19 protein-coding genes are annotated in these 25,976 nt (G+C 43.9%); 7 read left to right on the top strand and 12 right to left on the bottom strand.

Annotated elements, in window-relative coordinates:
* Positions 1-30: 30 nt before the first annotated feature.
* From NSB03_RS13365 to NSB03_RS13340, 6 genes are read left to right on the top strand one after another with little or no spacing between them, the layout of a single operon-like run.
* A complete protein-coding gene (locus tag NSB03_RS13365; RefSeq protein WP_024987612.1) occupies positions 31-1,986 on the top strand; it encodes a LamG-like jellyroll fold domain-containing protein in 1,956 nt (651 codons plus the stop codon).
* 19 nt (positions 1,987-2,005) lie between these two features.
* A complete protein-coding gene (locus tag NSB03_RS13360; RefSeq protein WP_121766502.1) occupies positions 2,006-3,253 on the top strand; it encodes a SusE domain-containing protein in 1,248 nt (415 codons plus the stop codon).
* 14 nt (positions 3,254-3,267) lie between these two features.
* Positions 3,268-4,662 (top strand): glycoside hydrolase family 76 protein, encoded by a 1,395-nt coding sequence (locus tag NSB03_RS13355; protein WP_172503571.1) that lies wholly within the window; start codon positions 3,268-3,270, stop codon positions 4,660-4,662.
* A gap of 36 nt (positions 4,663-4,698) precedes the next feature.
* Positions 4,699-7,944 carry a SusC/RagA family TonB-linked outer membrane protein gene (locus tag NSB03_RS13350; protein ID WP_172503570.1) on the top strand — a complete coding sequence of 1,082 codons (3,246 nt, stop codon included), beginning with the start codon at positions 4,699-4,701 and terminating at the stop codon, positions 7,942-7,944.
* Between the two features lie 15 nt (positions 7,945-7,959).
* A complete protein-coding gene (locus NSB03_RS13345; RefSeq protein ID WP_024987613.1) occupies positions 7,960-9,888 on the top strand; it encodes a RagB/SusD family nutrient uptake outer membrane protein in 1,929 nt (642 codons plus the stop codon).
* Positions 9,889-9,924: 36 nt separating this feature from the next.
* Positions 9,925-11,478: a LamG domain-containing protein gene (locus tag NSB03_RS13340; protein WP_257466432.1), complete on the top strand. Its 1,554-nt coding sequence runs from the start codon at positions 9,925-9,927 to the stop codon at positions 11,476-11,478.
* 116 nt (positions 11,479-11,594) lie between these two features.
* Here the strand turns inward: NSB03_RS13340 and NSB03_RS13335 are convergent, their stop codons facing one another.
* On the bottom strand, positions 11,595-11,861 hold the full coding sequence (locus tag NSB03_RS13335) for a hypothetical protein (RefSeq protein ID WP_024987614.1): 267 nt from the start codon (positions 11,859-11,861) through the stop codon (positions 11,595-11,597).
* A gap of 176 nt (positions 11,862-12,037) precedes the next feature.
* On the opposite strand from NSB03_RS13335, the gene NSB03_RS13330 reads away from it, so the two are divergent.
* Positions 12,038-12,214, top strand: coding sequence for a hypothetical protein (locus NSB03_RS13330; RefSeq protein ID WP_172503567.1), 177 nt, complete (start codon positions 12,038-12,040; stop codon positions 12,212-12,214).
* 61 nt (positions 12,215-12,275) lie between these two features.
* Here NSB03_RS13330 and NSB03_RS13325 read toward each other — a convergent pair whose 3' ends face one another.
* The 11 genes from NSB03_RS13325 to NSB03_RS13275 form a co-directional block, all read right to left on the bottom strand.
* A complete protein-coding gene (locus tag NSB03_RS13325) occupies positions 12,276-13,565 on the bottom strand; it encodes a lamin tail domain-containing protein (protein WP_024987616.1) in 1,290 nt (429 codons plus the stop codon).
* Between the two features lie 262 nt (positions 13,566-13,827).
* The gene (locus NSB03_RS13320; RefSeq protein WP_065537508.1) at positions 13,828-14,862 is read right to left on the bottom strand and encodes a DUF4857 domain-containing protein; all 1,035 of its coding nucleotides are present in this window, start codon (positions 14,860-14,862) and stop codon (positions 13,828-13,830) included.
* Positions 14,863-14,901: 39 nt separating this feature from the next.
* Positions 14,902-15,570, bottom strand: a complete 669-nt coding sequence (locus NSB03_RS13315) for a hypothetical protein (protein WP_004322228.1) — start codon at positions 15,568-15,570, stop codon at positions 14,902-14,904.
* 70 nt (positions 15,571-15,640) lie between these two features.
* Entirely contained in the window at positions 15,641-16,528 is an 888-nt protein-coding gene (locus tag NSB03_RS13310; protein ID WP_135035397.1) for an ABC transporter ATP-binding protein, read from the bottom strand.
* A 23-nt stretch (positions 16,529-16,551) separates the two neighbouring features.
* Positions 16,552-17,118: a PepSY-associated TM helix domain-containing protein gene (locus NSB03_RS13305; protein ID WP_024987617.1), complete on the bottom strand. Its 567-nt coding sequence runs from the start codon at positions 17,116-17,118 to the stop codon at positions 16,552-16,554.
* Positions 17,105-17,692: a hypothetical protein gene (locus NSB03_RS13300; protein ID WP_024987618.1), complete on the bottom strand. Its 588-nt coding sequence runs from the start codon at positions 17,690-17,692 to the stop codon at positions 17,105-17,107. The genes NSB03_RS13305 and NSB03_RS13300 overlap by 14 nt, the downstream gene beginning before the upstream one ends.
* A gap of 159 nt (positions 17,693-17,851) precedes the next feature.
* A complete protein-coding gene (locus NSB03_RS13295; protein ID WP_024987619.1) occupies positions 17,852-18,775 on the bottom strand; it encodes an FISUMP domain-containing protein in 924 nt (307 codons plus the stop codon).
* A 39-nt stretch (positions 18,776-18,814) separates the two neighbouring features.
* Positions 18,815-20,323, bottom strand: a complete 1,509-nt coding sequence (locus NSB03_RS13290; RefSeq protein ID WP_024987620.1) for a DUF6850 family outer membrane beta-barrel protein — start codon at positions 20,321-20,323, stop codon at positions 18,815-18,817.
* On the bottom strand, positions 20,316-21,548 hold the full coding sequence (locus NSB03_RS13285; protein WP_257466431.1) for a DUF4876 domain-containing protein: 1,233 nt from the start codon (positions 21,546-21,548) through the stop codon (positions 20,316-20,318). The genes NSB03_RS13290 and NSB03_RS13285 overlap by 8 nt, the downstream gene beginning before the upstream one ends.
* A 4-nt stretch (positions 21,549-21,552) precedes the next feature.
* Positions 21,553-24,390 carry a TonB-dependent receptor gene (locus tag NSB03_RS13280; RefSeq protein ID WP_024987621.1) on the bottom strand — a complete coding sequence of 946 codons (2,838 nt, stop codon included), beginning with the start codon at positions 24,388-24,390 and terminating at the stop codon, positions 21,553-21,555.
* A 235-nt stretch (positions 24,391-24,625) separates the two neighbouring features.
* Positions 24,626-25,633, bottom strand: coding sequence for an aspartate-semialdehyde dehydrogenase (locus NSB03_RS13275; RefSeq protein WP_024987622.1), 1,008 nt, complete (start codon positions 25,631-25,633; stop codon positions 24,626-24,628).
* Between the last annotated feature and the right edge of the window lie 343 nt (positions 25,634-25,976).

The raw sequence follows: 25,976 nt of genomic DNA, 5'->3' as shown, positions 1-25,976 counted from the left end.
GAAAGTATTAATTTATTAATCTTTAATCTAATGAAAAGGAAACTTAGTTTTTTATTCCTGTCAGCATTGGCCCTTCCATTTTTTATGGTTTCGTGCAGTGATGATAAAGAAGAACAGGAGGTGAAGCCGGCAACTGACTTGGTGGTCGATAATAATTCGGTGACATTACTGCAAGGAGACGAAATTACGGTAGGTATTACTTCCGGTAATGGAGATTATTATGTGAAACCATTTGATGAAAGTATAGCGACAGCTACGGTCAGTGGTAATAAAGTAACAATTAAAGCTACGGAGAATAGCCGGCTTGAAGAAAATAACCGCATCGAAACAACTGTATTAGTAGTAGACGGACGCAAGAAAGTGGCTAGGATTCAGGTTCAGGTAGCCAAACTTTGGGACTTGACGGCAGATGTACCGGAAGAAGGCTTCGATTTGTTTATCGGTGAAAAAAGAATGGTGAAAATCCTGACTGGTAATGGTAATTATGAGATTTCCATTCCCGAAGGTGCCGACAAGTATATCGAAGTGGGCGAACTCTCCGGTCAGGTATTCCCCGTAACTGCCAAATTTGAAACAGGAGCAGAACCTGTCGAAATTACGATTACTGATAAAAAAGGTAAGACGGTAGTTATTCCTGTGGTAGTAAATATCGTTGACTTGACGCTGAAAGCCAACGAAGCGGTTTTTGCGGAGCCGGATGCCGAGTCTCAGTATATCGAGATTGAAAAAGGGAATGGTGGATATAGCTTTACTTATCAGGTGGGAGACGGCGAACCGACTACGGAGGCTACCGTTGTAGAAGCTACCGAGAAAGAGAATCTGATTACGCTGAAGCCGAAAGCAAGAGGGGATGTAAAGGTGATTGTGACCGATCAGAAAGGTTCGTCAAAAGAAATTGCAGTAAAGGTAAATCCGTATGAAATCAAGTTGGAAGATAATGCGACTTCATTAACTATCAACGGATTTGATAATTCAAAAGAGATTGCAATTTCCCGTGGTAACGGTGAATATCAGTTAGCGCCATTGACGGATGATAATAGGAAGTACTTGAAATCAGCGGAAATAGATGAAAACGGTCATCTGAAAATTGAAGCTAACTGGCTGGGAACTACTACGCTTATAATTACGGATGCTGCCGGGAAGAAGTTGGACTTACCGGTTACTGTCATGCCGATGGCAACCTTCCTCGACTCTGACCGTTGCTTTAAGATTGACATCAAGAAATTTGTAGAAGGTAACCAGGCTTTGGATAATATGCAACAACTTACTTTTGAGATGGTATTTTATCCGACATACTCACGTGCTTTGCAGTCGTTTATCGGGTTGGAAGGTGTTTTCCTGCTTCGTTGCGAATCCAATGGGGATACTGATTTGCGCTTTGAAATAGCTACCAAAATCCATAAAGATCCCAATAACTTGAATGGGGATAAATACAATGACCCCCGTTTCCGCAGTCAGCAGAAAATGGGCAATGACCGTCAGGGAAACGGGAAATGGTATCATATTGCTATTGTGTTTGATGGAACACAGGGCAGTACAAAGGAGGCTTACAAGATGTATATCAATGGTGTGCGTGAAACGCTGACTCCTGCAAGCAGTGATTATGAAGATGTACGGCCCGATCCGTATTTGGTTCTTTCTTCCGTATCCGGTGATAACGCCTTGATGATTGGACGTTCGGGTAATAGTGAATTCCGTTTGGGATATTGTGCCGTTGCTCAGGCGCGTATGTGGAAAGTTGCCCGTACTGCAGAGCAGATAAAAGAGGATATGTGTAGATACTACTCTCAGGAAGAAGCTAAGGCGAATACTGATTTATTGGGTTATTGGATACCGTCTAATGGTGTTGGTGATATCAGTGTTTTCAAGAACTATGGTTCTGCAGGCGACGGATTGGATGCAGTGGTTTATAACAACGGTAAGAGTATAAGTCCTGTCACTTTCCCTGACCGCTACAAACGAGTGGAATGTCCTCATTCATACTAAAAACAAGGAATACAATAATATGAGAAACAATATGATTACAAAGAACCTAATCAAATTTGCCCTGCTGTTTTTTCTTATCGGAGTGACGGCTTGTGACAATGAACTGAATCCGGGATTCGACCCGGACGATTATGAAGCGATTGTTCCGCCTGAACCAGTACGTACGATGGACGCTATGGCTAGCGGTGAACGAGTGGTGCTTTCGGGAGCTTCACTGACGGACATCATCCTGAAATGGACGCCTACTGAGAAACACGGTAATACAGTATATCGTTACGAAGTGCTGATTGATACGATTGGCGGGGATTTTACGGAGCCGGTAGAAACTATCTTTTCCGACAATAACGGCTTGGAACCTCAGCTTACTTTGACGCATTATCAAGCAAATACGATTGGCAAACTTGCCAAGTTCCGTTGCAACACAAACGGAACACTACGTTGGAAAGTACGTGCCTACTGTGGATTGGATCAGGCAATCAGTAGCCTGGAAGGTTATTTCGTAATATTTATGATGGACGGCATTGACGATGTGCCTTCGGAGAATGAACCGGTTTATATCACAGGTATCGGTACGGAAGATGACGGGGACGAAGCGGAAGCGTTGCAGATGCTCCGGCAGAACGAAGGAATTTATCAGACTTTCGTTCAGTTGAAAGCAGACCAGCCGTTTATCTTTATGTCAACGGTAGAGGGACGCAGATGCTATTACTATGTAGACGACAATGGCTTGTTGCGCGAACGCAATGACGGTGAAGAGTATACGGTGACCGTTCCGAAGTCCGGCATTTACCGTATTACTATCAATATGGGTGAACAAACCATCAGTTATGATGAAATAGGAGCAGTCTATCTCTATAACCATTCGGGCGGATACCGGCAGAACTTCGACTACTTGGGATATGGCAAGTGGGGCGTGAAGAATTATACTGCACGGAAACAGACAGAAAGTTGGGCAGGAAGCGGTGAAACCCGTCATAGCTTTAAGATGGAAATCAACGGGACGACTTATCGTTGGGGACATAAGGAGAAAGATAAGAGTCAGCCCAACTTGGCTACCGATGCCGGCTATTACAACTTGTATCAATTGGCGTTGGGTACCGATCCTTGGGATTACAGTTTCCGTTATTGTGACGAACTGCTTCAGTGGGGCGCAATACAGGGAAATGTGTATTATGCAACGGTAAAAACAGATGTTACCCTTTATTTCAATGCTGAATTTGGAGTCTATACTCATCGTTGGGTGGCTTCGGAAACCAATGAAGATTAAAACTGAATAATAATATGAAGAACTATATAGTATCATTTTCAAAAAAGGCTTTGCTCTTGGGCGGTGTTACGTTAACCATGTTCGCTGCTTGCGACGACGGCGAATTGAGTGACATCTACAAAGGGAATTCATCCGGCGAATATGTGTCGGATGTAAACTGGACGGATGCTGCCAATACAAGTACAGAAACTTACATCAAATATTTCTTTGAGAATGCTGGCGGACGGGATACTTTCTGCGGAAGCATTTATTGGGAAAAACCGAATACACCGGAAACCGGAGAACCTACAAGTACAGGGGGCAGCGGCGGATGGTCGCAGGGACATGCGCTGGATATAGTCATCGACGCTTATATCCGTCATGCAGACAATCCTGCTTATCAGGCCGATTTGTATGAGAACATAATGAAACCGTTCCTTCCGGCTTTTGACGACTGGAATGAGCATTGCGGTTATGGTGGCAAGGACTTCTGGAATAACTTCTATGATGATATGGAGTGGATGGCATTGGCTTGCCTGCGGGTGTACGAGCTGACGGGCGACGAAGACTATTACAGTGCCTTGATGAAAATGTGGGATCATATCAAGGAAGCCAAGAATGACTATAAAGGAGTAGGCGGCATGGCATGGAAAACGGATGCGCCGGCTTCACGTATGGCTTGTTCAAATGGCCCCGGTTGTCTTTTGGCTATGAAACTGTACAAGCTGACTGTCAAAGAAGCGAAAGAGGGATGGGAGGATAAGGCGGCTTATTATCTCAACTTTGCCAAAGAGGTGTACAACTGGATGACTGCTTATCTGTGTGACACGTCGACCGGACAGGTATATGATAACTTGGGAATCAAGGATGACGGCACTCCGGGTGACCCGGATAAAGTGGCTCTGTCTTACAATCAGGGAACATTCATGGCATCTGCTCTGGCACTCTACAATGCCACCGGTGAGGAGGAATATCTCCGTAACGCTGTTGCTTTCGGTTCTTATCAGGTGAATAAGAAAATGGATTCCAATTATCCGGTATTCAGCGGGGAGGGTAATTCCGGTGATAATCTTTTGTTCCGGGGAATCTTTGTCCGTTATTTCCTGGATATGGTGAAACAACCTGTCAGCAGTGTTTATCCGGAAAAGACCAGGAATAAGTTTATTGCCGCATTACGGAGTTGTTCCGATGTACTTTGGACACTGGCACATCCGGAAGGATATTATGTATGGGAATACGATTGGGCGAAAGCTCCGAAGTTCGGCAATCGCGATAACAGGGAAGACCGCCTGACGATTTCTTTGAACGCAGAGGTTCCCGGAGCGACAATGATCGAGATTCGTGCCCGTTATGAGGACTGGGTACAGGGCAAGGCTTCCGAAGAGGCCAACTGGGTTGGCCCGGAATTTGGGAAGAAAGCAGGGGAATAAGATTGATTCATTACACATAGAAAATCGAAAATAAAAATGATACATATAAAAAGAAATATTTGTCTGATGGCTGTTTCTTGCGCTTTGCTGGCAGGTATCCCTGTACAAAGTATGGCGCAGACAGGCAGAGCCGCAAGGACACAGGCTTCGCAAAACAATAAGATAACGATATCGGGTACGGTATTGGATAAGACGACAAATGACCCGTTGATTGGTGTGTCTGTTGTGGTAAAAGGAGTAGCCAATGCGGGAACGATTACGGATATGGATGGTAAGTTTACGTTGAAGTTGCCATACGCGGAAGCTCCGCTGGTATTTTCTTACTTGGGTTATCAGCCGCAGGAAATTGTTCCCGGTGCCAAGAAAGACTTGACGGTCTTATTACAGGAAGATACGAAAGCCTTGCAGGAAGTTGTGGTGGTAGGTTACACCAAGCAACGCAAGGAAACGATGGTCGGCTCGGTAGCTACCATTACAACGAAAGACTTGACGCAAAGTCCGACCGCCAATATCAACAATGCACTTGCCGGACGTCTGCCGGGATTGGTTGTGAACCAATATGCGGGTGGTGAGCCGGGTGTTGACCAAAGTGAATTGTTCATCCGTGGTAAAGCTACTTACGGCAATCAGAGTGCTATTGTCATTGTTGACGGAATCGAACGCGACATGAGTTATCTGGCACCGGACGAGATTGAAACATTCACTATTCTGAAGGATGCTTCCGCGACTGCCGCTTACGGTATCCGTGGCGCGAACGGTGTAATCGTGATCACAACCAAACGTGGTAAGGCCGCCGAGAAAGCAACTGTAAACCTGAAAGCCTCTGTCGGTATCAACCAACCTATCGGATTCCCCGAATATTTGGGCTCTGCCGATTATGCTACCTTATATAATGAAGCGCGACTGAATGACGCCAAGATGACAGGCGCAGACATTAGCAGCCTGAATCTTTTCTCTCAACAGGCTATCGACAACTTCCGCCGTGCAAAAGGCGACAACTCCGACGGGCTGGGGTATGACTGGGATTATTATGATTTCGCCTTCAAACCGGGTATGCAGGAAGATGTCAGCCTTTCTATCCGTGGAGGTACGGACAAGGTGCGTTACTATGTGCTGGCTAATTATTTTTCACAGGGCGGTAACTACAAATATTCGAATGCCGGTGAATATAATTCGCAGACCAGATTTACCCGTTACAACTTCCGTTCGAATATTGACATTAATATTAACCGCTATCTGAGTACACGTCTCGACCTGGGTGCCCGTATTACCGACCGTAATGCACCGGGTACTACTGCCGGGCGACTGATGACTATCTGTGCTACGCAACCGCCGTATCTGCCTATCTTGGTAGAGGAGAACTCGCATCCGCAGAATGAAGAATATATTCAGCAGAACTCCCGGGGCATGCTGTATGGTGACAACATCTATCGCTATAATATATTAGGTGAGCTGAGCCGTACCGGTTATCTGAATGAGAAGAATACCTATCTGAACGGTAGCTTTGCCATGAACCTGGATATGGGATTCCTGACAAAAGGGCTGAAAGCGGAAGTGATGTTTTCTTATGATGCTTCCGAAGGACGCTGGATCAACCGCAAGCTGGATACTTATAAGGACGGATACCGTGAATATCCGAAATATGCGACGTTTATGCCGATTGAAGGTTCGGATGCCTATATGGCGGGCGGACATTATACCGGTGCTTACAAGACAGGTAATAAATACGACATCGACCAGACTATCGGCAACGGATTCAGCCATAATGCTTCCGACGGACGAACGTATATACAGGCACGTGTGGACTACAACCGTTTGTTCAACGACCGTCACGAACTGACAGCGATGTTGCTGGCAAACCGTGGCAACCGTACTGTTAATAATGAACTGGCTTATCATAGCCAGGGTATCACCGGACGTTTTGCCTATTATTATAATCAGAAGTACCTGATGGAGTTCAACTTCGGTTACAATGGTTCCGAGAACTTCGCTCCGGGCAAACGTTACGGATTTTTCCCCGCAGGTTCTATCGGCTGGGTGATTTCGGAAGAGTCTTTTATGAAGAAGGCTTCCTGGATCGACTTCTTGAAGGTAAGGGCTTCTTATGGTTTGGTAGGTAGTGACAACGTGAGCAGCCGTTTCCCTTATTTAGCTTTCTACGGTAGTGGTAGCAGCTATGATTTCGGCAATAATTTCGGAACGAACGTGGGTGGTACTTCCGAAGGAAACCTGGCAAATGAAAGCCTGACTTGGGAGAAAGCCCGCAAGTTGAATGTAGGTATTGACTTTACTACCTTGAACCAGCGTTTGGCATTGACTGTCGATGCTTTCTATGAATATCGGTTCGATATTATTACGGATATGAATAGTGACGGTATCATGGGATATCCGGACATTGTAGGTAAGGATGCGGCTTTACAGAATTTGGGTGAGGTCAGCAACCGTGGTGTGGACATCGAATTGAGCTGGAACGACAAGATAGGAAAGAATTTCCGTTATTATATTCGTCCGAATCTGACCTTCTCCCGCAACCGCCTGGAATATAAGGCGGAAGTAGCCCGTAAGAACTCTTGGCGTAAAGAAACGGGCAAGCGCCTGTATGAGAACTTTGTCTATGTATTCGACCACTTTGTGGCCGATCAGGAAGAGGCCGACCGCTTGAATAAAATCGGTTATCAGCCATGGGGGCAGTTAATTCCGGGAGATGTCGTTTACAAGGATTTGGATCGCAATGGGGTGATTGACGATGAAGACCGTACGGCTATGGGAAATCCGCGTAGCCCGGAGCTTATGTTCGGTATTCCTTTCGGATTCCAGTATAAGAATTTCGACTTTAGTGTATTGTTGCAGGGAGCCACCAAAACATCTATCCTGTTGAATGGGGCTGCTGTATTTGACTTCCCGCAGTTCGAGCAAGATAAGATCGGGCGTGTGAAGAAGATGCATCTCGACCGTTGGACACCGGAAACGGCTGCTACGGCAAAATATCCGGCTTTGCACTACGGAACGCATGATAACAATAAGAATGGAAACAGCAGCTTGTTCCTGTATGACGCTTCCTACCTTCGTCTGAAGAATGTGGAAATCGGTTATAATGTATCGCCTAACTGGTTGCGTAAGTTCCATGTACAGCAGGCACGTATCTATGTGCAGGGCTTGAATCTGTTGACTTTTGATAAACTGGGTGATGTGGACATCGACCCGGAAACGAAGTCCGGTGACGGTGCTTCCTGGTATCCGATTCAAAAGGTATTCAACTTCGGTATTGATATTACATTCTAAAAACAGTATAGAAACATGAAACAGTTATATAGATTTTCAGCAATCGCTTTATCGCTTCTGACGTTGTCTTTCGCTTCGTGCAATGATTACCTCGACCGGGATGATGATGATAACATTACGGAAGCGGATGTGTTTGCCCGTTATGAGAAAGTAAACGGACTGGTATCGGATGTGTATGCCAAGGCGAAGAAAGCCGACCGTCCGCTGGTGTTTTTCGAGCACTTCAGTAACAGTGCCATTACGGACGAATGTGAAGGTACTAACGTAGAAGGGAATATTACGAATAACTTCAATAACGGTGCCTGGAACCCGAACTCCTTGCCGGGTAGCTGCGGTCAGTACTGGGAAAGTTTGTATGAAGGAATCCGTAAGGCGAACTTGATTATAGAAAATGTGGCGAAGTATAATACGCCCGATAATCCTCAACAGGACGGTGACTTGCGTAACCGTATCGGAGAAATGTATTTCATGCGCGGTTATTTCCATATGTTGCTGTTGCGTATGTACGGAGAAGCTCCGTATATTGACTATGTAGTTCATGCCGGAGATAATATGGATTTCAAGAAGGAGTCTGTTCATACGATGGTGGAAAAAATTGTTGCGGATGCACAGACTGCGTATGGTATGGTGCCCAATAAATACGTGAAGACCTCTGAAAACTTCGGGCGTGTGGATAAGGGTGCTTGCTTGGGACTGATTTCCTTTGTCCGCTGGATAGTGGCGACTCCGCTGTGGAATGGGGCTTCCCAATATGGATACAACTTGCGTCGTGTGTTCGAGAATGAATATACGTATGACATCAACCGGTGGAGAAGGGCGAAGGAAGCGGCTAAGGCTGTACTGGATTTTGAAGTTGGTGGTACAAAGCGTTATTCTCTTTATATGAAACATGACGCAAATGATTTCAAAGACCCGGCGGACGGCAACTTGAATGATAGCCGTGTGTATGCCCGCCTGTGGGATATGTTCTATGATATGGATGCGTTTGCCAACGAGTATGTGTTCTTTATGACGAAGAGCAAGGACCAGGCCTGGCAGGGAGATATTTATCCGCCCAGCCGCGAGGGAAGTTCCCGTCAGCAGCCTGTACAGGAACAGGTGGACGAGTATGAATATATCGTAGGTGATTACGGTTATCCTGTATATTCGGCGGAAGCGCGCAAAGGCGGTTATGATGATGCGAATCCGTATGTGAAGGGAACTCGTGACCCACGTTTCTATCGGGATATTATCTATCACGGTGCTCCTTACCGCAACAATAAGAATGAATCGAAAACACTGAATACTGCCAGCGGTTCTGATAAGATAGGAGCAACTAATGCGACGACTACCGGATATTACTTGCGCAAATTCCAGCAGGAGTCCTGGAACAAATCCGGTAACTTCAGCATCAATGCGCCTGCTATCTGGCGTCTGCCTGAATTTATCTATATCTATGCGGAGGCTTGCAATGAGCTGGGAGAGGATTTGGATGAGGCTTATAAATTGGTAAATACCGTCCGCGAACGTTCGTTCATGAAACCGATGCCACCGGAAGTTAAGTCCAATCAGCAGTTGATGCGTGAATATATTCAGCGCGAACGTCGTGTGGAGCTCTTCTATGAAGGCAAACGTCCCTGGACTTGCCGTTTGTATCTGGAACCGACGAGCAAAGAAGAATTGGCTAAAGAGAGTCTTTGGAAATCCAGCGGCAGCGACAACTCAAAACGTACGCAGAAATACTGGGCGGCAAACAACGGAGCGTTGCCCCGTTGCCAAAGGATGATTAACGGAATGCGTCCGGTGCAGGATGAGAATGGTGCTATTACTGTAGACGGTGTAAAATATAGAATGGAACGTTTCTGTGTGGAAGAACGTACGTTCTCCATTCAGCATTATCTGTTCCCGATTCGGCAGAGCGAATTGCAGAAGACACCGTCTATTGAGCAGAATCCGGGATGGTAAACCGATAGGAATGTATAACTTTAAAAAGAAAATCAGATGAAACGAATCTATACATATATGTGTCTGTTGCTTTTATCGGTATTGTCGTTTGCCGTTGCCGGTTGTGACGATGATGACGATGACGATATTGCCAAGGACCTGATAGAATTGATAGTGAATAAACCGGTGATACGTATCGGGCAGAATGAAGAGACCAAAGTGAATATAGTGGTTGGAAACGGAAATTACTCAGTGAGGAGTTTCAATACTGCTATCGCAACGGCTACGGTTTCCGGTGAGGTGGTTACGGTGAGAAGCGGCTCGCAGAATGGAGCCACTACGGTGGAAGTGATGGATGGTGAAGGAGTGATTGCCAATATTTCGGTCAATGTAGGGGTCTTTGAACTGGAAGTGAATGAATCTCAAGTTACGTTGGAAGTGGGGGACGAAAAACAGTTGATTGTCAGCATGGGAAACTTCTCCAGTAATGATGAATTGTCTTATACGGTGGGTGATGAAACGATTGTCGGCATGGTCAATACTGATGTGTTCCGTCCTTTCTATACATTGACGGGGTTGAAGAGCGGACATACCACGGTGACTTTCACTGACCATAAGGGAAAGCAGGCTACGATTCAAGTAACAGTGAATCCTATCTCTATTGATGTATCCAACCTGACTCCGAGAGTCGGTGTGAACAACAAGGTGATGATTACTGTAGAAAAAGGAAACGGAGGTTATAGTCTTACAGCGGAAGATGATGAGATAGTCGGTGTTCAGCAGGTGGATGATACCCGTTTCAATCTGATTGGTAAGAAGGCAGGTGTCACCACAGTGGTTGTCAAAGACCAGGCAGACCAGGAATTATCTTTGACTGTAACAGTGGTACTGGCAGATAGAGTGGCGAACTTGGGTAGCAGCAATTATTTCCATGTACCGTTTACGTATAATGGGGTGGCGGACGAATCGCTGAAGAGTGTGAGCACAATCACGTTTGAGGCTCGTTTCAATATTGAGTCGTTGAATGGAAGCGGTGATGCGCAGATTAATACGGTGATGGGAATCGAGAAAAACTTCTTATTGCGTGTGGATGTTCATAAGAACGATAGTGATACGGAATCACGTTATCTTCAGTTGGCAGCAGACGATAAAGGTAAAATCCGATATGAAGGCTCCACTAAGATAGAGACTAATAAGTGGTATGATGTTGCCGTGGTTCTGGATGATAGCAAGAGTGGCAGTGACCGGATTGCCTTGTATGTGAATGGTGTGAAGGAAACGCTCCAATATACAAGTGGCACACCGGATGATTTGAAGAATATTAACCTGACTTCCAACTTCTACATCGGTCAGTCTGACAGCAAACGCCGCTTGAATGGTGCTATCAGTTACGCCCGTATCTGGACGAAAGCATTGACGGAACAGCAGATTGCAGACCAAAGTGGCAAGATACTGAATGAGGAAGCGGAAGGAATGATTGCCAACTGGTTGTTCAATAATGGAAACGGAAATATTAAAACATTTGTTTCTTTAGCGGACAAGAGCTTTGAAGCTGAAGCGGCAAGTGTGGTTTCTACGTGGAAAGCCGACCCGATATTGACAGTGGAATAAGAAACGAATAGAAAGAACAAAAAAGCCATCCCCGGAATAGACGAAGTAGGGATGGCTTTTTTTGTAGTGTGCTTACTATTGTTCGGCAGACTATGTCCTGCTTGTTGTTGGCAAGGTTATTCCTTGACAGGCTCAGCCGGTTTGTCTTTGGATGCAGTGTCTTTCACTACTGTATCATTGACAAAAGCGGTTGGTGCACTCAGTTCCGTTTTCACAGGTTCGTCTTTGGTTACAGTATCTTTCACTACTGTATCATTAACGATAAGTGCGGCATTAACTCTTGCTTGGGCTGTCACAGCTTCTGCGGAGTTCTGAGCCTTAACAAGGAATGAACCACCACAAACAAACATAAACATTGCTACTACTAATACTAATTTCTTCATAATCGTTTGCTTTAATGATAATTAGACATATGTTTTCAATTCTCTTTGGAGTTAAGGAATCGGTTATTGCTTTTACATTAACTCTTAATAAAGATCAAAGTACGTGCCAAAGGAAATAAGGAGTTTGTAAAGTGTTGATAAATAATAAAATAATGAAGAAATAGGATGATGAGTGTATGTGGAAAGCAATGGGGAATGTGTGGAAAGTGTGGCGGGGAGTGTGGATTTATTCCACACTCCCCGCCACACCGGTACGATTCCGAAACAAATTCACCGTTATCGCTCATAAAGATGATAATAGTGTTGTCGGCTTCTTCATTCTTCTCGAATATATGATTGCCTTCATTCAATAGGTGTGTTTCAGTCAAAACAGTGTGGGAATGAAACAAACTCAAATGTTTGATAATGGTGAACTTATTCTTGTGAGTTTGGTATCCCCGGCGTTCCTCCTGTCAGTGCTTTGGAAGAATTCCAGTTTTTTTTGATTGAAGAAAGTAATTCCGGTGAAGCCTTTTCGAGAGATATGCCTTGATGTCTTTTATCACCCGAACTGTGCATGGATTCATAGTAGCTGCATTTGTCGATAAGCCGTGACTTTTCCTCGTTAGTCATTATGGCCAGATGACTGTCTTCATTAGTCAGTTTGGGGAAGTTGGATATTTCTATGATTGTTTCTTCGTTAGCTTTGTGCTTTCTGATAAGGGTAGCGGCTGATTTCGTAAGGCATATATAACCGTAAGGGGGAACGCTTATTTCCAGATTGCCGTCCGTCTGTTGCAGGATAACAGTAGACTTGGTGGTTGTGGTGTTCGCCCCTGCATCTACATATCTCATAAGCTTTAATGACGGGACAGAGACGGCAGAACCGGACGGGTTATAGAGTTCTATATATTCTGCCCCGTCTGTTGCATTATCATACATTACTTCGTTGAACAATAAAATCCCTTTTACTTCTGCCGGATAATCAGGCGGAACGGGGACAGGGTCTACGGGGGTATCCGGTGTTCCGTCGGGTTTTGTCGTTGTTTCCACATCGTTCGATAACTGCACATGATGAAATGTGAATCCTTGGCTGCGAGTTTTTGTATAGACACAATATATACCTGAGCAGGCAGAGCTTTGTATATCGGTGTCTTTTACCTGCTTCTCTTTGGTGTACTCATTTTCTGATTCCAATCGTGTCCAGAAAGTCCAGTAACCGTTGTTGTCACATTCTGTTTTTATGTATAGTTTCGGTGAATTATCTCCTTTCATCAATTCTCTTCCCGAAGCTAATAGTTTCCGTTGCTCACCATTCTGACGGTAAAGTGCTACATTGTCTTTGGCTCCACCTATTTGTACATAATAACCGTTCAAATTGCCGGACAGTATATTGGAAGAGGATGCTAAATAAAACCGTGCGTAATTATTAGCAGATGGATTGAAGGTGAGATGAACTCCAAATTCCCAACGGGTATTTCTTACGGTAGTGGACGGGAAGGTAATAAATGCAGTTCCACCGTCTTCTTGTGGAGCATCCAGACGCACTCCTTCTTTGGCATTGATAGTGAATTTATCCGTTTCTCCTTCCCAGGGGAGTTCTGCGGTGGCATTATCTTCCTCTTCTAGATAGGTTTCCTTTTCTTCGTCATCGGCAGGGAGTGAACAACTATAAATCAGAGTCATGAAAAGACTTGAGAGGAGAAGTGCTTTGTAAATTCTCATACGTTTTTTAATTTGAGTTTTTTCGTTTTACCGTATTTGTTTGTGTATAATGCAGAAGCAATTGCGGTTTTAATAGTTGAATGAGTTGACAAAGGTAGACTTTTTTGTTGGAAAAAGACCATATTTATTGAAGAAATAATTGTAAATCCTTTTGTTTTTTTGTAAATGCGTGGAAAGGAAACAGTGAGGGGTTATCAAAAGTCATATCTGATTTATTGACTTTTGATAACCCCTCACTGATGTTACATTCAATATTGAGACATTATTCGAAGCGTGGCATTACATATTTATCAGTGTAAGATGTGAACGTAATACCTGGCATGGAATGAACGTTCGATTTGTTCTCCAACTTCTTTATCAACGAATAATCGTTGGCATCCAATGCGTAATAATTGTCTGAAGCCGGAGTTGTCACGCGGACTGTCCAGTCGAACATATTACCGATGATGGTGAGCGCATCTGTTTTTGGATCAAATGCCGGAATCCCAGTTTTTACGATTTCATATGTCCGGTTCTGCAACACATAGAAAGCGTTGTTGACATCAGTCATAAAAGCAAGTGTCTTTTTGTTTCTGAACTCGGTCAGATACAGATGTTCTAATGTCAGGCCTTCAGGCAAGGTGATGGCACGGACATACGGGCGTCCTTTCACCTGTTTCAGATGAAACAGACGACGGTCTGTGTCCAACAGAAGATAACCTTCGTCATACTCCTTTTTTACCGTCGGATTTCCTACGATCTCCGTTGCCGGAAAACGAAAATCCTTCTTAGTCATAGCTTCGGTAAACTGAAGGCTTTTATCTTCCTTCACGCTGTTGGTAGCCATGTCGATAAATTCGATCCTTTTGGAGGTGATACGGAATACGTCATCCGGCATTTTCAGGTCTACACGTCCTGACATAGATTCCATCAGCGGGTAAAGTCTGATAGAAGGCGTGTTTATATCCGAAGGTACACTACGGAAGTTGAAGTTTTCCGTCTGCACCATTTTGGGAGTCACTGCGATTCCTTGAATGGTATCCGGAAAACGCTCATCAGACATCAACTGGCGGAAATAAAACATAGGCAGGATGCTGTCGAAAGCAGCTTCCGAATAAATGTTTCCTGCAAGGTCACGGCGCACGGTTCCTTTCCCTTCTTCTTGTCCCATCTGGGCGAAATCGCCAATTACGAAACTATACAGGGTAAAGGGAGTCTTTTCCGGCTTTACGATAAAGAAATTGTAACACCAAGGCAACTGCCAAAGCAGCAGAAAAGCGATGGTTACATATAATAGTATGGTACTGAAACGTCTCATTTCTCAATCTTTTAATATTTAATCTTTTATTTTTATTGGTTAATCCTGTTTTCCAGCTTTGAACCGTACGATAGAGAGCCACGAGAAAGAGGCTGTCAACAAAGTATAGACCACTAAATAAGGGAGAAACTTGTTGTATGCTTCCGGTGTAGGCGACAGGAAGAAGATTCGGAGTAACAATACTGCGATAATGAGATTCAGGATACGGCGTTTCCATGCCGGTTCGAGGCAAATCCATGCGACGAGCAGATAGCCGGAGATGCCGGCGAGATACCACGTTAAAGCGGTTAGCAGTATGTGGTTTTTGAGTTCATGAGCAAGTATTCCGTTTAGATAGATCTCCATCAACAGGAAATTGGAAGCGAAGCAGACAAGAAGCAATATGAGTCCGGAGAGTAACATATTGCCTGTCATTTTCAGTTCCGGATAAGGCAGGTGGAGAGTCAGCTTCAAACATTTGCGTTGCATCTCAGGGACAAACTGCACGATTGCCATCAGGATTCCGGCAATCAGAGGGATATATTGTAACATATCAATGAAGATGACATCCCGTTGCAGCATGACTTCCCATACATGGGCAGCCCCTTTCATTTCTACCACCCGGTTGATGCGGAGCATACAGTAGCCTGTAAAACCAAGTGTGGCGACCACGGCAAGCAGAAAATACCACCGTGTCTTTATCCATTCTTTATAAAATATAGCGTACATTCTTGAGGATTTATGATTTATGAATGATGATTTATGGGTTACGAGTTGCCAACTCTTATTCTTAATTTAATCAGTATTTCCCGGTGAGGCCGATAAAGGCATCTTCCAAATTCACTTGTTCACAGTGCAAGTCTCTGTAGGGCACTGACATTGATTTCAGTTTAGCTTCTGTTTCTGCAGGTTGCAGGAAGGAGAAAGTCTCCAACTGGTTCCGCATGACAGAAGGATGGTAGAAATCATCCGATGCAGGAAGTTCATAACCTTCGGGTATAGTGAAGGTGTAGCGACGTCCTTTTTCCAGTAATTCGGCGATTGGTTTCTGAATCAGTATCTTTCCGTAGTCCATAATAATGCAGTCGTCAACGAGACGTTCCATATCCTGAATGATATGTGAAGTCAGAAAGACGGTTTTTCCTTCCGAGCGGGCGTAGTCGCGGAGATAGTCGACAAACAGGCGGCGGTAGCCGGGATCGAGTCCGAGTGAGAAGTCGTCCAGTACCAGAAGTTCCGGATTTTGTGCAAGGATAAGTCCGAGAGCTACTTGAGAGCGCTGTCCGCAGGACATACGTGAGATACGTTGTCCGGGAGCTACTTTCAGTTTATTCATCAGTTCGTAGTACGCTTCTTTTTTCCACTGGCCGGGGTAGAAGGCTGCGTAGAATTTTTCTATTTCGGTGATGGTCATGAATTGGTATTGCACATGACCTTCGATGAGCAGTCCGATATTGCGGCGCAGAGCCGGTGCCATTGTTTGTATCTCCTGTCCGAAGATGCGGCATTCCCCTGAACGGGGTTTCAGGTAACCGCTCAAGATATTGATAGTGGTGGTTTTGCCCGTACCGTTCTTTCCCAATAGTCCCAGGATACGTCCTTTAGGTACTGTGAAACTAAGGTTTTTGTAAATCAACCGTTTGCCATAGTAGTGCGTCAGGTTGTTACATTCGATAATTTGTTCCATTTGATTTTATCTGTTATTTCGATTCAAAAGAAGAAAAGGAAAAGAATGGGAATCAGGATTCCGACAATGATTTCTATTCCCCCTCTGCCGATAATGCCCTTGTTCCCTTTCAGCATGATGATGCCGGAGAGAGTAATGATAATAAGGGCGATAGCGAAAATATCCGCGAAGTAAGTCCACCATTGTCCCGGATTGTAATGTAAACGGGATATTGCTCCGATAAGCGGGCGACGGGTGACGGATTCATATACCGCTTCTCCTGTCTTCACGTTTACCAGGAGGTTGGAACCGCCTTTCAGGAAGACTTTCATTACATTCGTTTTCGGGAAGTAATATTTGGTATAGTTGCCGGTTTCTCCTAACGGTTCCAGTAGAGTAAGTACTTTCTCTTTACTCATTCCAGCTTTGTCCGGTAGCTTTTCCGCTATTTTATATTCTTTCCGTGTGATGGAGAAGTTCGGATTAATCGTGTCACGGTGATTCATTACAATTCCGGAAATGGCATATATCAATACCATTCCGGAAAAGAAAAATGACAGGTCACGGTGTATGAGCCGACTCCATTTACGGATGTTACTACTCCACTTCATACGAATTAGCTTCCATAAAATAGAAAGATAAATACTCTTTTCCCGTTTCTGCCTTGCGGTCGGCTATTTTTGCGCGGAAGTCTGCGATGCGGGCTTCGGGGCTGTTAGCCGTTTCGCCGCGTGCTTTCTTTTCAGAGTCGCATCCGGCTTCGTTTGTTCCGTGTTTCTCGGCAGCCTGTGCTTTCAGTTGCGCTTCCCAGTTTTGGAGGTAGGCTTCGTCGATGCGTTGTTCTTTTAATGTTCCGGTAACACGGACGATAGAGTTTACACATTTAGGATCGAAGGCTCCCAATGTTCCGGCTTCTACACGGATCACTTGTGTATCGTCACTACCCATCAGGAAGATTTTCTTTGCACCATGTTTGCAGGTATGTGTGCAAACGCCTTCAATGGTAACTTCTTGCCCTGCAAGGTTTTCGGCATTGGCAAGGAGAGAATCGATTTCCAAAGCGGAAGATGCAGACTGTTCTGTTGTCGCTTCTGATGCGCTTTTCTGTTGTTTGTTACCACATGAAGTTCCGATAAAGGTTATTGCCATAAGGGCAATTGCGATTGTTAACTTTTTTGTTTTCATTATTATTGCTTCGTTTTTATATAGTTTGTAATCAGTTTTTCGTTTGTTTATAGCTTATAATAGTTCGCCTTATAGGCGTGGCGTTTCGCCCCTGCTTAAAATTTTTAGTATCATGCCGTGATACACTTTGTTTCACGGCATATAATACATATTAGCCTTTTAGTTGACGGCTTGATCCTTTACACAACGAAGTTGCTGACCCGATTTAATGCTGATATAAGAAACGTTAACGCGTCCTTCCGGATAGGTCTTGCTAAATGTTGTCATTTGCCCAAAGAACTGAATATTTGTTAGTAATGTAGGATCGGTGGTAGAATAATTTGGTTTATAGCATGTTGAGGACATGATGTATGTCAGAGCTGGTTGATTTGCATATTTGGCCAGAATTTCTTCAGTTGTATTACCTGAATAGATTCTTGATAATTGGTATGAGGGAGCGGATGTAAAATTGTTTTGCATTCTCACGCCTGATAAAACATAATTCCAGCCAGCAACATTATATTTGCTTATATTTCCTCCTCCATAGCTTGCGTCATAGAAAAGGGCGTTTTCATTTTTTTTATTCCCTGTTTCGCCCACTGCTGCATTAGAAAGGCCACAAAGATTGAGAAATTCTTCACGTGTCGGGATATGCCAACCTTCAGGGCAAATACCTTGAGCTCCTTCAAATTCATAGCAGTTCTCTTCCGTCACTTCTTTGCTGCCAAGTGCGATATACATGTCATAGAAATAGCCTAATTTCTTAATAGAAGCTTCGTCTGTTAACGCTTCTGCTCCATCGGCTGTAAGTTTAGTGTTACCGTCCTCTACAATCAATTTGTACGGATACCAAATATGAGCGTCAGCTGTCGGGTCACTTGACGGCGTATATCCTTCCGGCACATAACGTAATGGCTCTGCCATCCAAGTCGTTCCGTTAGCAAGTTTGATTGTTTTATAAGTCTCTCCATAATAGACGAAATATCCATCATGTTCCTCAAAATTAGTATCACCTGGTGTTTCGTCTTCTTTCGGTAATTTCTCATCATCACTACAAGATGCGAAGAGTGCTGCTGCGAGCATAAACATTAAGTACTTTTTCATGTTCTGATAAATTTAGTTTATATAATTATATTGATTAATTTAAAATGTATATCCTAGTTTGATGGTTTCATTCCACCGATTTGCTCCTGCTATGTATTTAAGGTTGAAACCATGTGTATATTCGGCTTGGATTTCTGCATAGATTCCTCGATAAAACTTGTATCGGAGTCCAACTTCAAACGTTAGTCGGGGGGCTGTTGCGTATTCGTTCTGTAGATTATAATACTCTGTCAATCGGTACGGAGGTTCACCCGGCTCTGATTCAGTTTTAACTGTTTTACTCTTCTCTGTATAATCTCCGGCAGAGAAAATGCCGGAAGTTTTCAGATCAAACAGTTTGGTGTGGAATGTGCCGGCAAGGTATATACGCCTACATGTCATGGTCTGTGAAACGGAGTAGGGGAACATCTGTGTAGTCAGACTTTTCAATGATGACACATTCGCGCCAAAGCGTAGTTCTCTCCGGGGGGCTATGAACTCATATTCGGATTGGACAGAAAAGACACTTCTTTCAAAAATGCGGTTAGAACCATAAACATGAGTAGTCGTTATTCCGTTGGAAGTTTCCCGACCTAATACATTTTCATCATTAAATTGGCGTGACCAAGTCAAATTTAACCGTAGGAAGTGTGCTGCATTTCCTTTTGAGAAACGATAGCTCAAGTGTGAAGTGACCCGATTGGTCGGGAATTTGAACCAGATGCTTTCCTTTTCTCCAGCCGAACCTGATGAATGGCTGTATTCCACATCTACATAAAAAGCCTTCCATTGGAATTGAGCGGCTGCTCCGTGAGATAGTTCTTTAATAGGAAATCCATTCATACCCGATTCATTCAGATGAATTCCGCTGCCTTCCCATGTCTCATACGCACCGTACATTAGTCCTTTGTCCAAGAAGGCATAGTACGATGTAGCAGCGGTGCCGATTTCTTCTGCTTTGACCGATTCACTGTTCTTGCCAAAAATGTAAGAGAATCCTATGGCATAGTCATCCGAATGATACATTATACTTGGAGCTACTTTTAAGTCTAGTCTATAATTGGTATGCCGCAGATCTTTACGTTTCGAGTAGTTGGCGGAGGTAAAGTCTATTTTTCCGCCTATACGCCAACAGGGGGCAATGTCTTTGGCTATACCTCCCATGAAAGCATACGTCTGTAAATCTTTCCGGCCGGGAGTAAATTCCAGTATGTCTACCGGATAGAATCCCGGATGAATGAACATAGAACCACTCATATTTCTACCGGAAGTGTGATCAAACGAAAATGAACCTGTCAGAGAATAGCTTTTTAGATGTGTGATAGACTTTGCTATTGCACCTGCGTTCCATAACTTGTCGGCTTCGTAATAATTGTGGAAATCGCCATGATTATTCCTGCCATATAGTTCAGCATAGGAAACGGTGGTACTGTCCACCATTATTCCGGTAACGTTTGCTCCGGCATTCCAAGGATTACGCCGTTCCACAAGATCGTAAGATTGTGCCGAGACTGTGGATGCCACGTACAAGAAAAGACAAGTTATATATATTCGTTTCATATTATTCATGCAGGGATTGTTTTTCTCTTTCATAAAAGTCCGAGGAAGAGTTGTTGGTATCTTCCAGTATTTCATAGCCTGCTTCACGAGAGGCTTCTTCATCGGTATGGCGGTACAGGGTTCGTCCGTCATATAGCGCACTTTGAGTAACATAACCCGCATCGACAGAAGGCGGCATACGTTTCATATTATTGGAGGAACCTCCATAGTATATTTCTACTGCGTCTAATACCCAGTCGACCGGTACTTTAACAATCCTGTCTACTGTGCTTCCGGGTTTTTGAATAACATTGTCTGCCTGCGATACAAAATCTTGTATGGTAGTGTCTTTTGCCTTAAACAAGACAGTGGCAGGAGAAAATACAGAGAAAGTATAAGCATTTGCCTGTCCTGTTTTTATCACAACATTCAGATAATGGTCTGGCGTTATCTGGTCGCCCGGTGCGGGGTGATACAATGTATTCCAGAAATATACGGGATTATAACAAACGAAATATCCGGGTTTGTTCAGATTGACCGATTGGGGGTATTGCGCTGCGTGGTCGATAGCTCCGCAGATAACAACTACGGCATCTTCGCCAGGAGCCAAAGGGAATGTCTGTCCCGTACCTCCGAACTGCCAGACACACTGTGCCACAGGTAAAAAGTCAGGAAATATGGTAGCTCCAGTTGATTCATCCTGTGTTACCCATACATTGGTTGCCTGCGAGTTATAAGGATCGAGTGAGCCGAAGCATAAACCATCGAGATATTGTGTCTCGGAGGTGTTGTTGTGTAGAATCATGTATTTGTCTGACTGATAGTTGCCTTCAAACGGTAGCTTGGTGCATCCCCCGCAATAAATCTCCTTGATAACAATGTCACCGGACCTGGAGTGCACCAGTGGGAGATTGAGGGCGAGGTCTCCATTCACAAATTTCACCTTGTCTGCCAATCCGTTGAAGATATCCTGCTCCGCTTTATCACTTATCTGAATGCGGTATATGCCTTTGGTCAGGCTGAAACGGACTGTTCCGTTTTTATCTGTTTTTGACGTATACGAATTCCCCCGGTCTATATCTTCGATTTTTACGGTAACTCCTTCTCGGAGATAATCTGAGTATTCGTCCGGATATACTGCATTTACTTGAAGCGTATGCAGTTGGTTATCGTAAGGGTTGTTCTTGTCAATGTCTGTACAACTTCCTGTGGTGAAGAATGTCATCAGTAATAATATGTATGCTAGTTGCTTCATTGTTCTAGAATTTTATGCGGCAAGTTAATCCATAGTAAAAATCCGGAGTAAAAATGGCGCTTACTCCTGTTGCGTAAGAGGTTACATACTTCCGTGAATTCGTGAAGTTGATCGCATTGAGAGCGAGCGAGACATGATCGCCTATTTCTTTGGTTATATTGATATTGGCGGAGAAATAGGGATCGTATCCATCCGCCGCGAACGTATAGGCATTGCCCGATTTGCGTATCAGGTTTGCGAATGCGGAATTCTGGGCTTCTTTTTCGGTAAAAGGGCGTATCTCATTATTGAGATCAAGGTATGCTACCGGATAAATCGCTGTATACGAATTGCCGTCATAAATACTACCTCCTGTTCCCGCATTACTATTATCACTTACGTTGAAAGCATATTCTTTACCGTTGTATTCGGACAGGTTCTGTGACCGTTTTAATAGAGAGGCCTCCAGCCGGAATGATATAATCAATCTGGCTTTGGGGATACGGGTTATTGCCGTTATATTGGCGTCCAGAGAATGAGTACGTTTGCCGTTAGCTGTTGTCGATGAATTATCTCCGTTGGCATAGATACCTACATATTGGTAGGAACGATTTGGGATACCGGTATGTGACCACCCTGTTTGATAGTAGTAAGACAACGAATTATCTATATATTTCATATAATCATAGCTGGCATCCAGTCTCAATTGTGTACGAATAGGAGTTATTTCGGGAAAATCGACAATCATTTCCACTCCCCGGCGATTGATATCCGGTCCGTTGTCCGGTGAAACGGAATTGACAAAAGTACGGTTCGTTACTTTTACGTCCATAGGTACCCACTTCTCCGATTCATTTCCGCGTATATACACCATTCCTGTTTGGTTGTTTACGTTAATTTGCGGATTGGCAGGCATGCTGAATCCGTCCGGTAATTGCAGGACATCATAAGAAAACGGAGTATAGGCATTGGTGTATTTATAAGGATTTTTAGTACGGTTGAAATAACCAACCAATGATATCTTGGTCTTTGCGATTTCGATATCGACTCCCAATTCTGCGTTTTGATTCCGTTGCCAACGCAAGTTTTTATTATGTAAGAGCACGTATGGTTGGCTGTAATAGACGTAGGATGATTCGTTATTGTTATAAGAAACACCAAAAGTTTGTATGTCACGATACTCCTGTCTGGGATAGAGAATGTAATAAGACGGCAGTTTCTCGGTAACTCCCCATCCACCACGGATTGATATATTCCGGTTCAACTGCCATTTGGCATTGAAACGTGGTGAAAACGTATTCAGGTTTTTATATTCTGTTCCACTGATGAAAATCTTTTCCCAGCGTATACCTGCCATGAGTCTTAGTGTAGTGCTTCCGAGAGGTACTGTCAGATTCTCTTCAGCATAAAGTGAAACATTATGCATATACGGATAAGCAGTGTACGGACGCGGGCGATATCCGTTAGGAGCTAATGACGGGTTTTGGTAGTATTCCCCTTCTCCTATGTTACCTGTTGATTTCCACTGAATTCCTGCTATCAGATTGCTGTTCACCTTTTTAAAATGTCGGTTCCACTCGTATTTTAGGGAAGCGGCATAATCCAGTTCTTTTGAATCTATAATTTGGTCGGCGAAATACGAATAAGGCAGTTTATCGGCAAGGAAATAACCTTCCTGTTCAGCATGTACAGCCGGTTGTTCGGACGCATACGTGTAGGGAGTATGTGCGTGTGACTTATTATCATTGTAATGGAGGGATGCGTCAAATTTCAGATTGGTAATCCATGACTTGTTGAGCAACCAGCTGAATGATGTGTTTGCCCGGAACACGTTATCCCTTACTTTTGTATATTCTCCGGTATAGGCATCGGGATCATCCTTGGTGTTCATACCTCCGATGTTTCCAGTGAAACCGATATTAAATCTGAAAATGTTCCGGAATGTATTATTATAGTTTGCAGAGAATCCTCTTCGTGTGTAGGAAGTGTAGGGTGATGATAATTTCCGGGTGGCTTTTGTCCACTCGCCACTGATATTAACGGTACCTTTGTCATTTCCCAAAGCCAGTCCTTTTGAAAATGAAAACTGTTCTGTGCGGGGATTAATGGCCAATAAGATCTCCCAAGGTGTTTTACCTTTTTTTGTCCGGATATTGATCATGCCACTGTTCAAATCTCCATACTCTGCTGAAGGTACACCTGTTATGACTTCTACCGATTCTATATTGGTAACGGCAATACTGCGTGTATCTATTCCGCTCATATTACCGAAAGATGCATTATTTCCCATGCGTATACCGTCTACAGCTACTGCTGTTCCGAAAGTGGCGTTGCCAACGGTTGAACCTCCGTCTCTTAGTGAAAATACATTATTGGTAGTCAGATCCGGGACTTTCGTCTTTCCTCCCGGAAGAAGGGCGGATATGTCGCTGACGTTAGATACTTGAAGGTGTTCCAAAGCATTGCTTCCAATGATGAGAGTCGTATTCAACTCACTTTTGGGAGCTTGTGCTGTTATAACTACATCATCTAGCGCAAGGGTATTTTCTTTGAGTTGTATCGTTAGACCTTTGACGTTGCTGCGGATATCAACCCGAATTGTTGTTGTGACGTAACCGAGAAAGGAAACCTCCAGATTACATTTTCCTTCCTGAACTCCTTGTATTGTGAAATCTCCGTTCTGATTGGATACAGCCCACAAATAGGTACCTTTGATAATGATGGATGCTCCCGGTAATGGAGTGTTTGTCTTTTCTTCGGTGATACGACCAGAGATTGTATACGTACCCGGGTTGGCTGTGGCTTTAAATACAATACAAAAGAGAAGCCCAAAGAACGCTATGTTTAGTCGAAAATGTCCCATATACAAATTTTGTGCAAAGTTCTCTAAATATATAATGCAGGGCAATCGCAATAAATGACTATTTTTGGACATTTGATACCTATATGTGGTGATGGGGATTTTCGCCTGTTAATCGAAAAATGGTTTGTGATATAATAAATAGGTATATAAAAATAGTGACCGACTTGCATTACGACGATTGTCGTATAGCAAGCCGGTCACTTATTTTGTTTTATTTATATGCTTCTCTTGAAGTCTAGATGTTTTTTACTTTTATCAGATATTCGGCAATCTGAACGGCGTTCAGTGCGGCGCCTTTCTTGATCTGGTCGCCTACAATCCAGAAAGTCAGTCCGTTCTCGTTCGTCAGGTCTTTGCGGATACGTCCTACGTAAACCGGGTCTTTACCTGCCAGGAACAACGGCATCGGATATTCTTTCTCAGCAGGATTGTCCTGAAGAACCAGTCCTTCGCCATTAGCGAACGCTTCGCGGGCCTCTTCTACGGAAATCGGACGTTCTGTTTCTATCCAGATACTTTCCGAGTGGGCGCGTAATGCAGGAACACGTACACAAGTTGCACTAACCTTTACGTCAGAATGCATGATTTTACGTGTTTCATTATACATTTTCATTTCCTCTTTCGTATAACCGTTTTCTGTAAATACATCAATCTGCGGAATCAGGTTGAAAGCCAACTGATAGGCAAACTTCTCTACAGTCACGGGCTCGTTTGCCAATACCTGACGATATTGTTCGTACAATTCGTCCATAGCGGCGGCACCCGCACCACTTGCTGCCTGATAGGTAGACACGTGCACGGTTTTTATATGAGAAAGCTTTTCGATGGCTTTCAGTGCGACTACCATCTGGATAGTCGTACAGTTAGGGTTGGCAATCACGCCACGCGGACGCTCCAATGCGTCTTCGGCATTTACTTCAGGCACCACCAAAGGCACGTCGGCATCCATACGGAATGCGCTGGAGTTGTCAATCATCACAGCACCATACTTGGTGATTGTTTTCTCGAACTCCTTGGATGTTCCCGCACCGGCAGAAGTGAAAGCAATGTCTACCCCTTTAAAGTCATCGTTGTGTTGTAAGAGTTTCACCTCGATCTGTTTACCGCGGAAAGTATAAGTTGTTCCGGCACTACGTTTAGAACCGAACAAAACTAACTCGTCCAACGGGAAGTTTCTTTCATCGAGCACGCGCAGGAATTCCTGTCCCACGGCTCCGCTTACGCCAACAATAGCTACTTTCATCTTTTTCTTGTGTTAAATTGTGAATATTGAATTGCTCTCTATCCGCTGTCGAATAGAAGAGATTTGGCTGCAAAATTATAACAATTTAGCATATAAACATCGCTTTAGGGAGAAATATTTCAGTTTTTCGGCGGATTACTTAAACCTTACGTATAGTCAGGTGTAGTTGCCGGACAGGACAAACGCACCAAAAGTGAACCATTTCCCGTCACGATACTAATCGGATTGGTTTTGTTGCCTGATTAGACTTTCTTTATTGCCTATTATTAGAGCCTGTTTAAATTCTCTTCAGTCATAATCTTATAGCTGATATTTTAACTTACCCCGGCTCTTCTTGTCGCGT

It is taken from the genome of Bacteroides acidifaciens, from assembly GCF_024623065.1.
GTDB classification, from domain to species: Bacteria; Bacteroidota; Bacteroidia; order Bacteroidales; family Bacteroidaceae; genus Bacteroides; species Bacteroides acidifaciens.
Note: the sequence above shows the minus strand (reverse complement) of the source record. Positions and strands in the feature narration are given on the sequence as shown.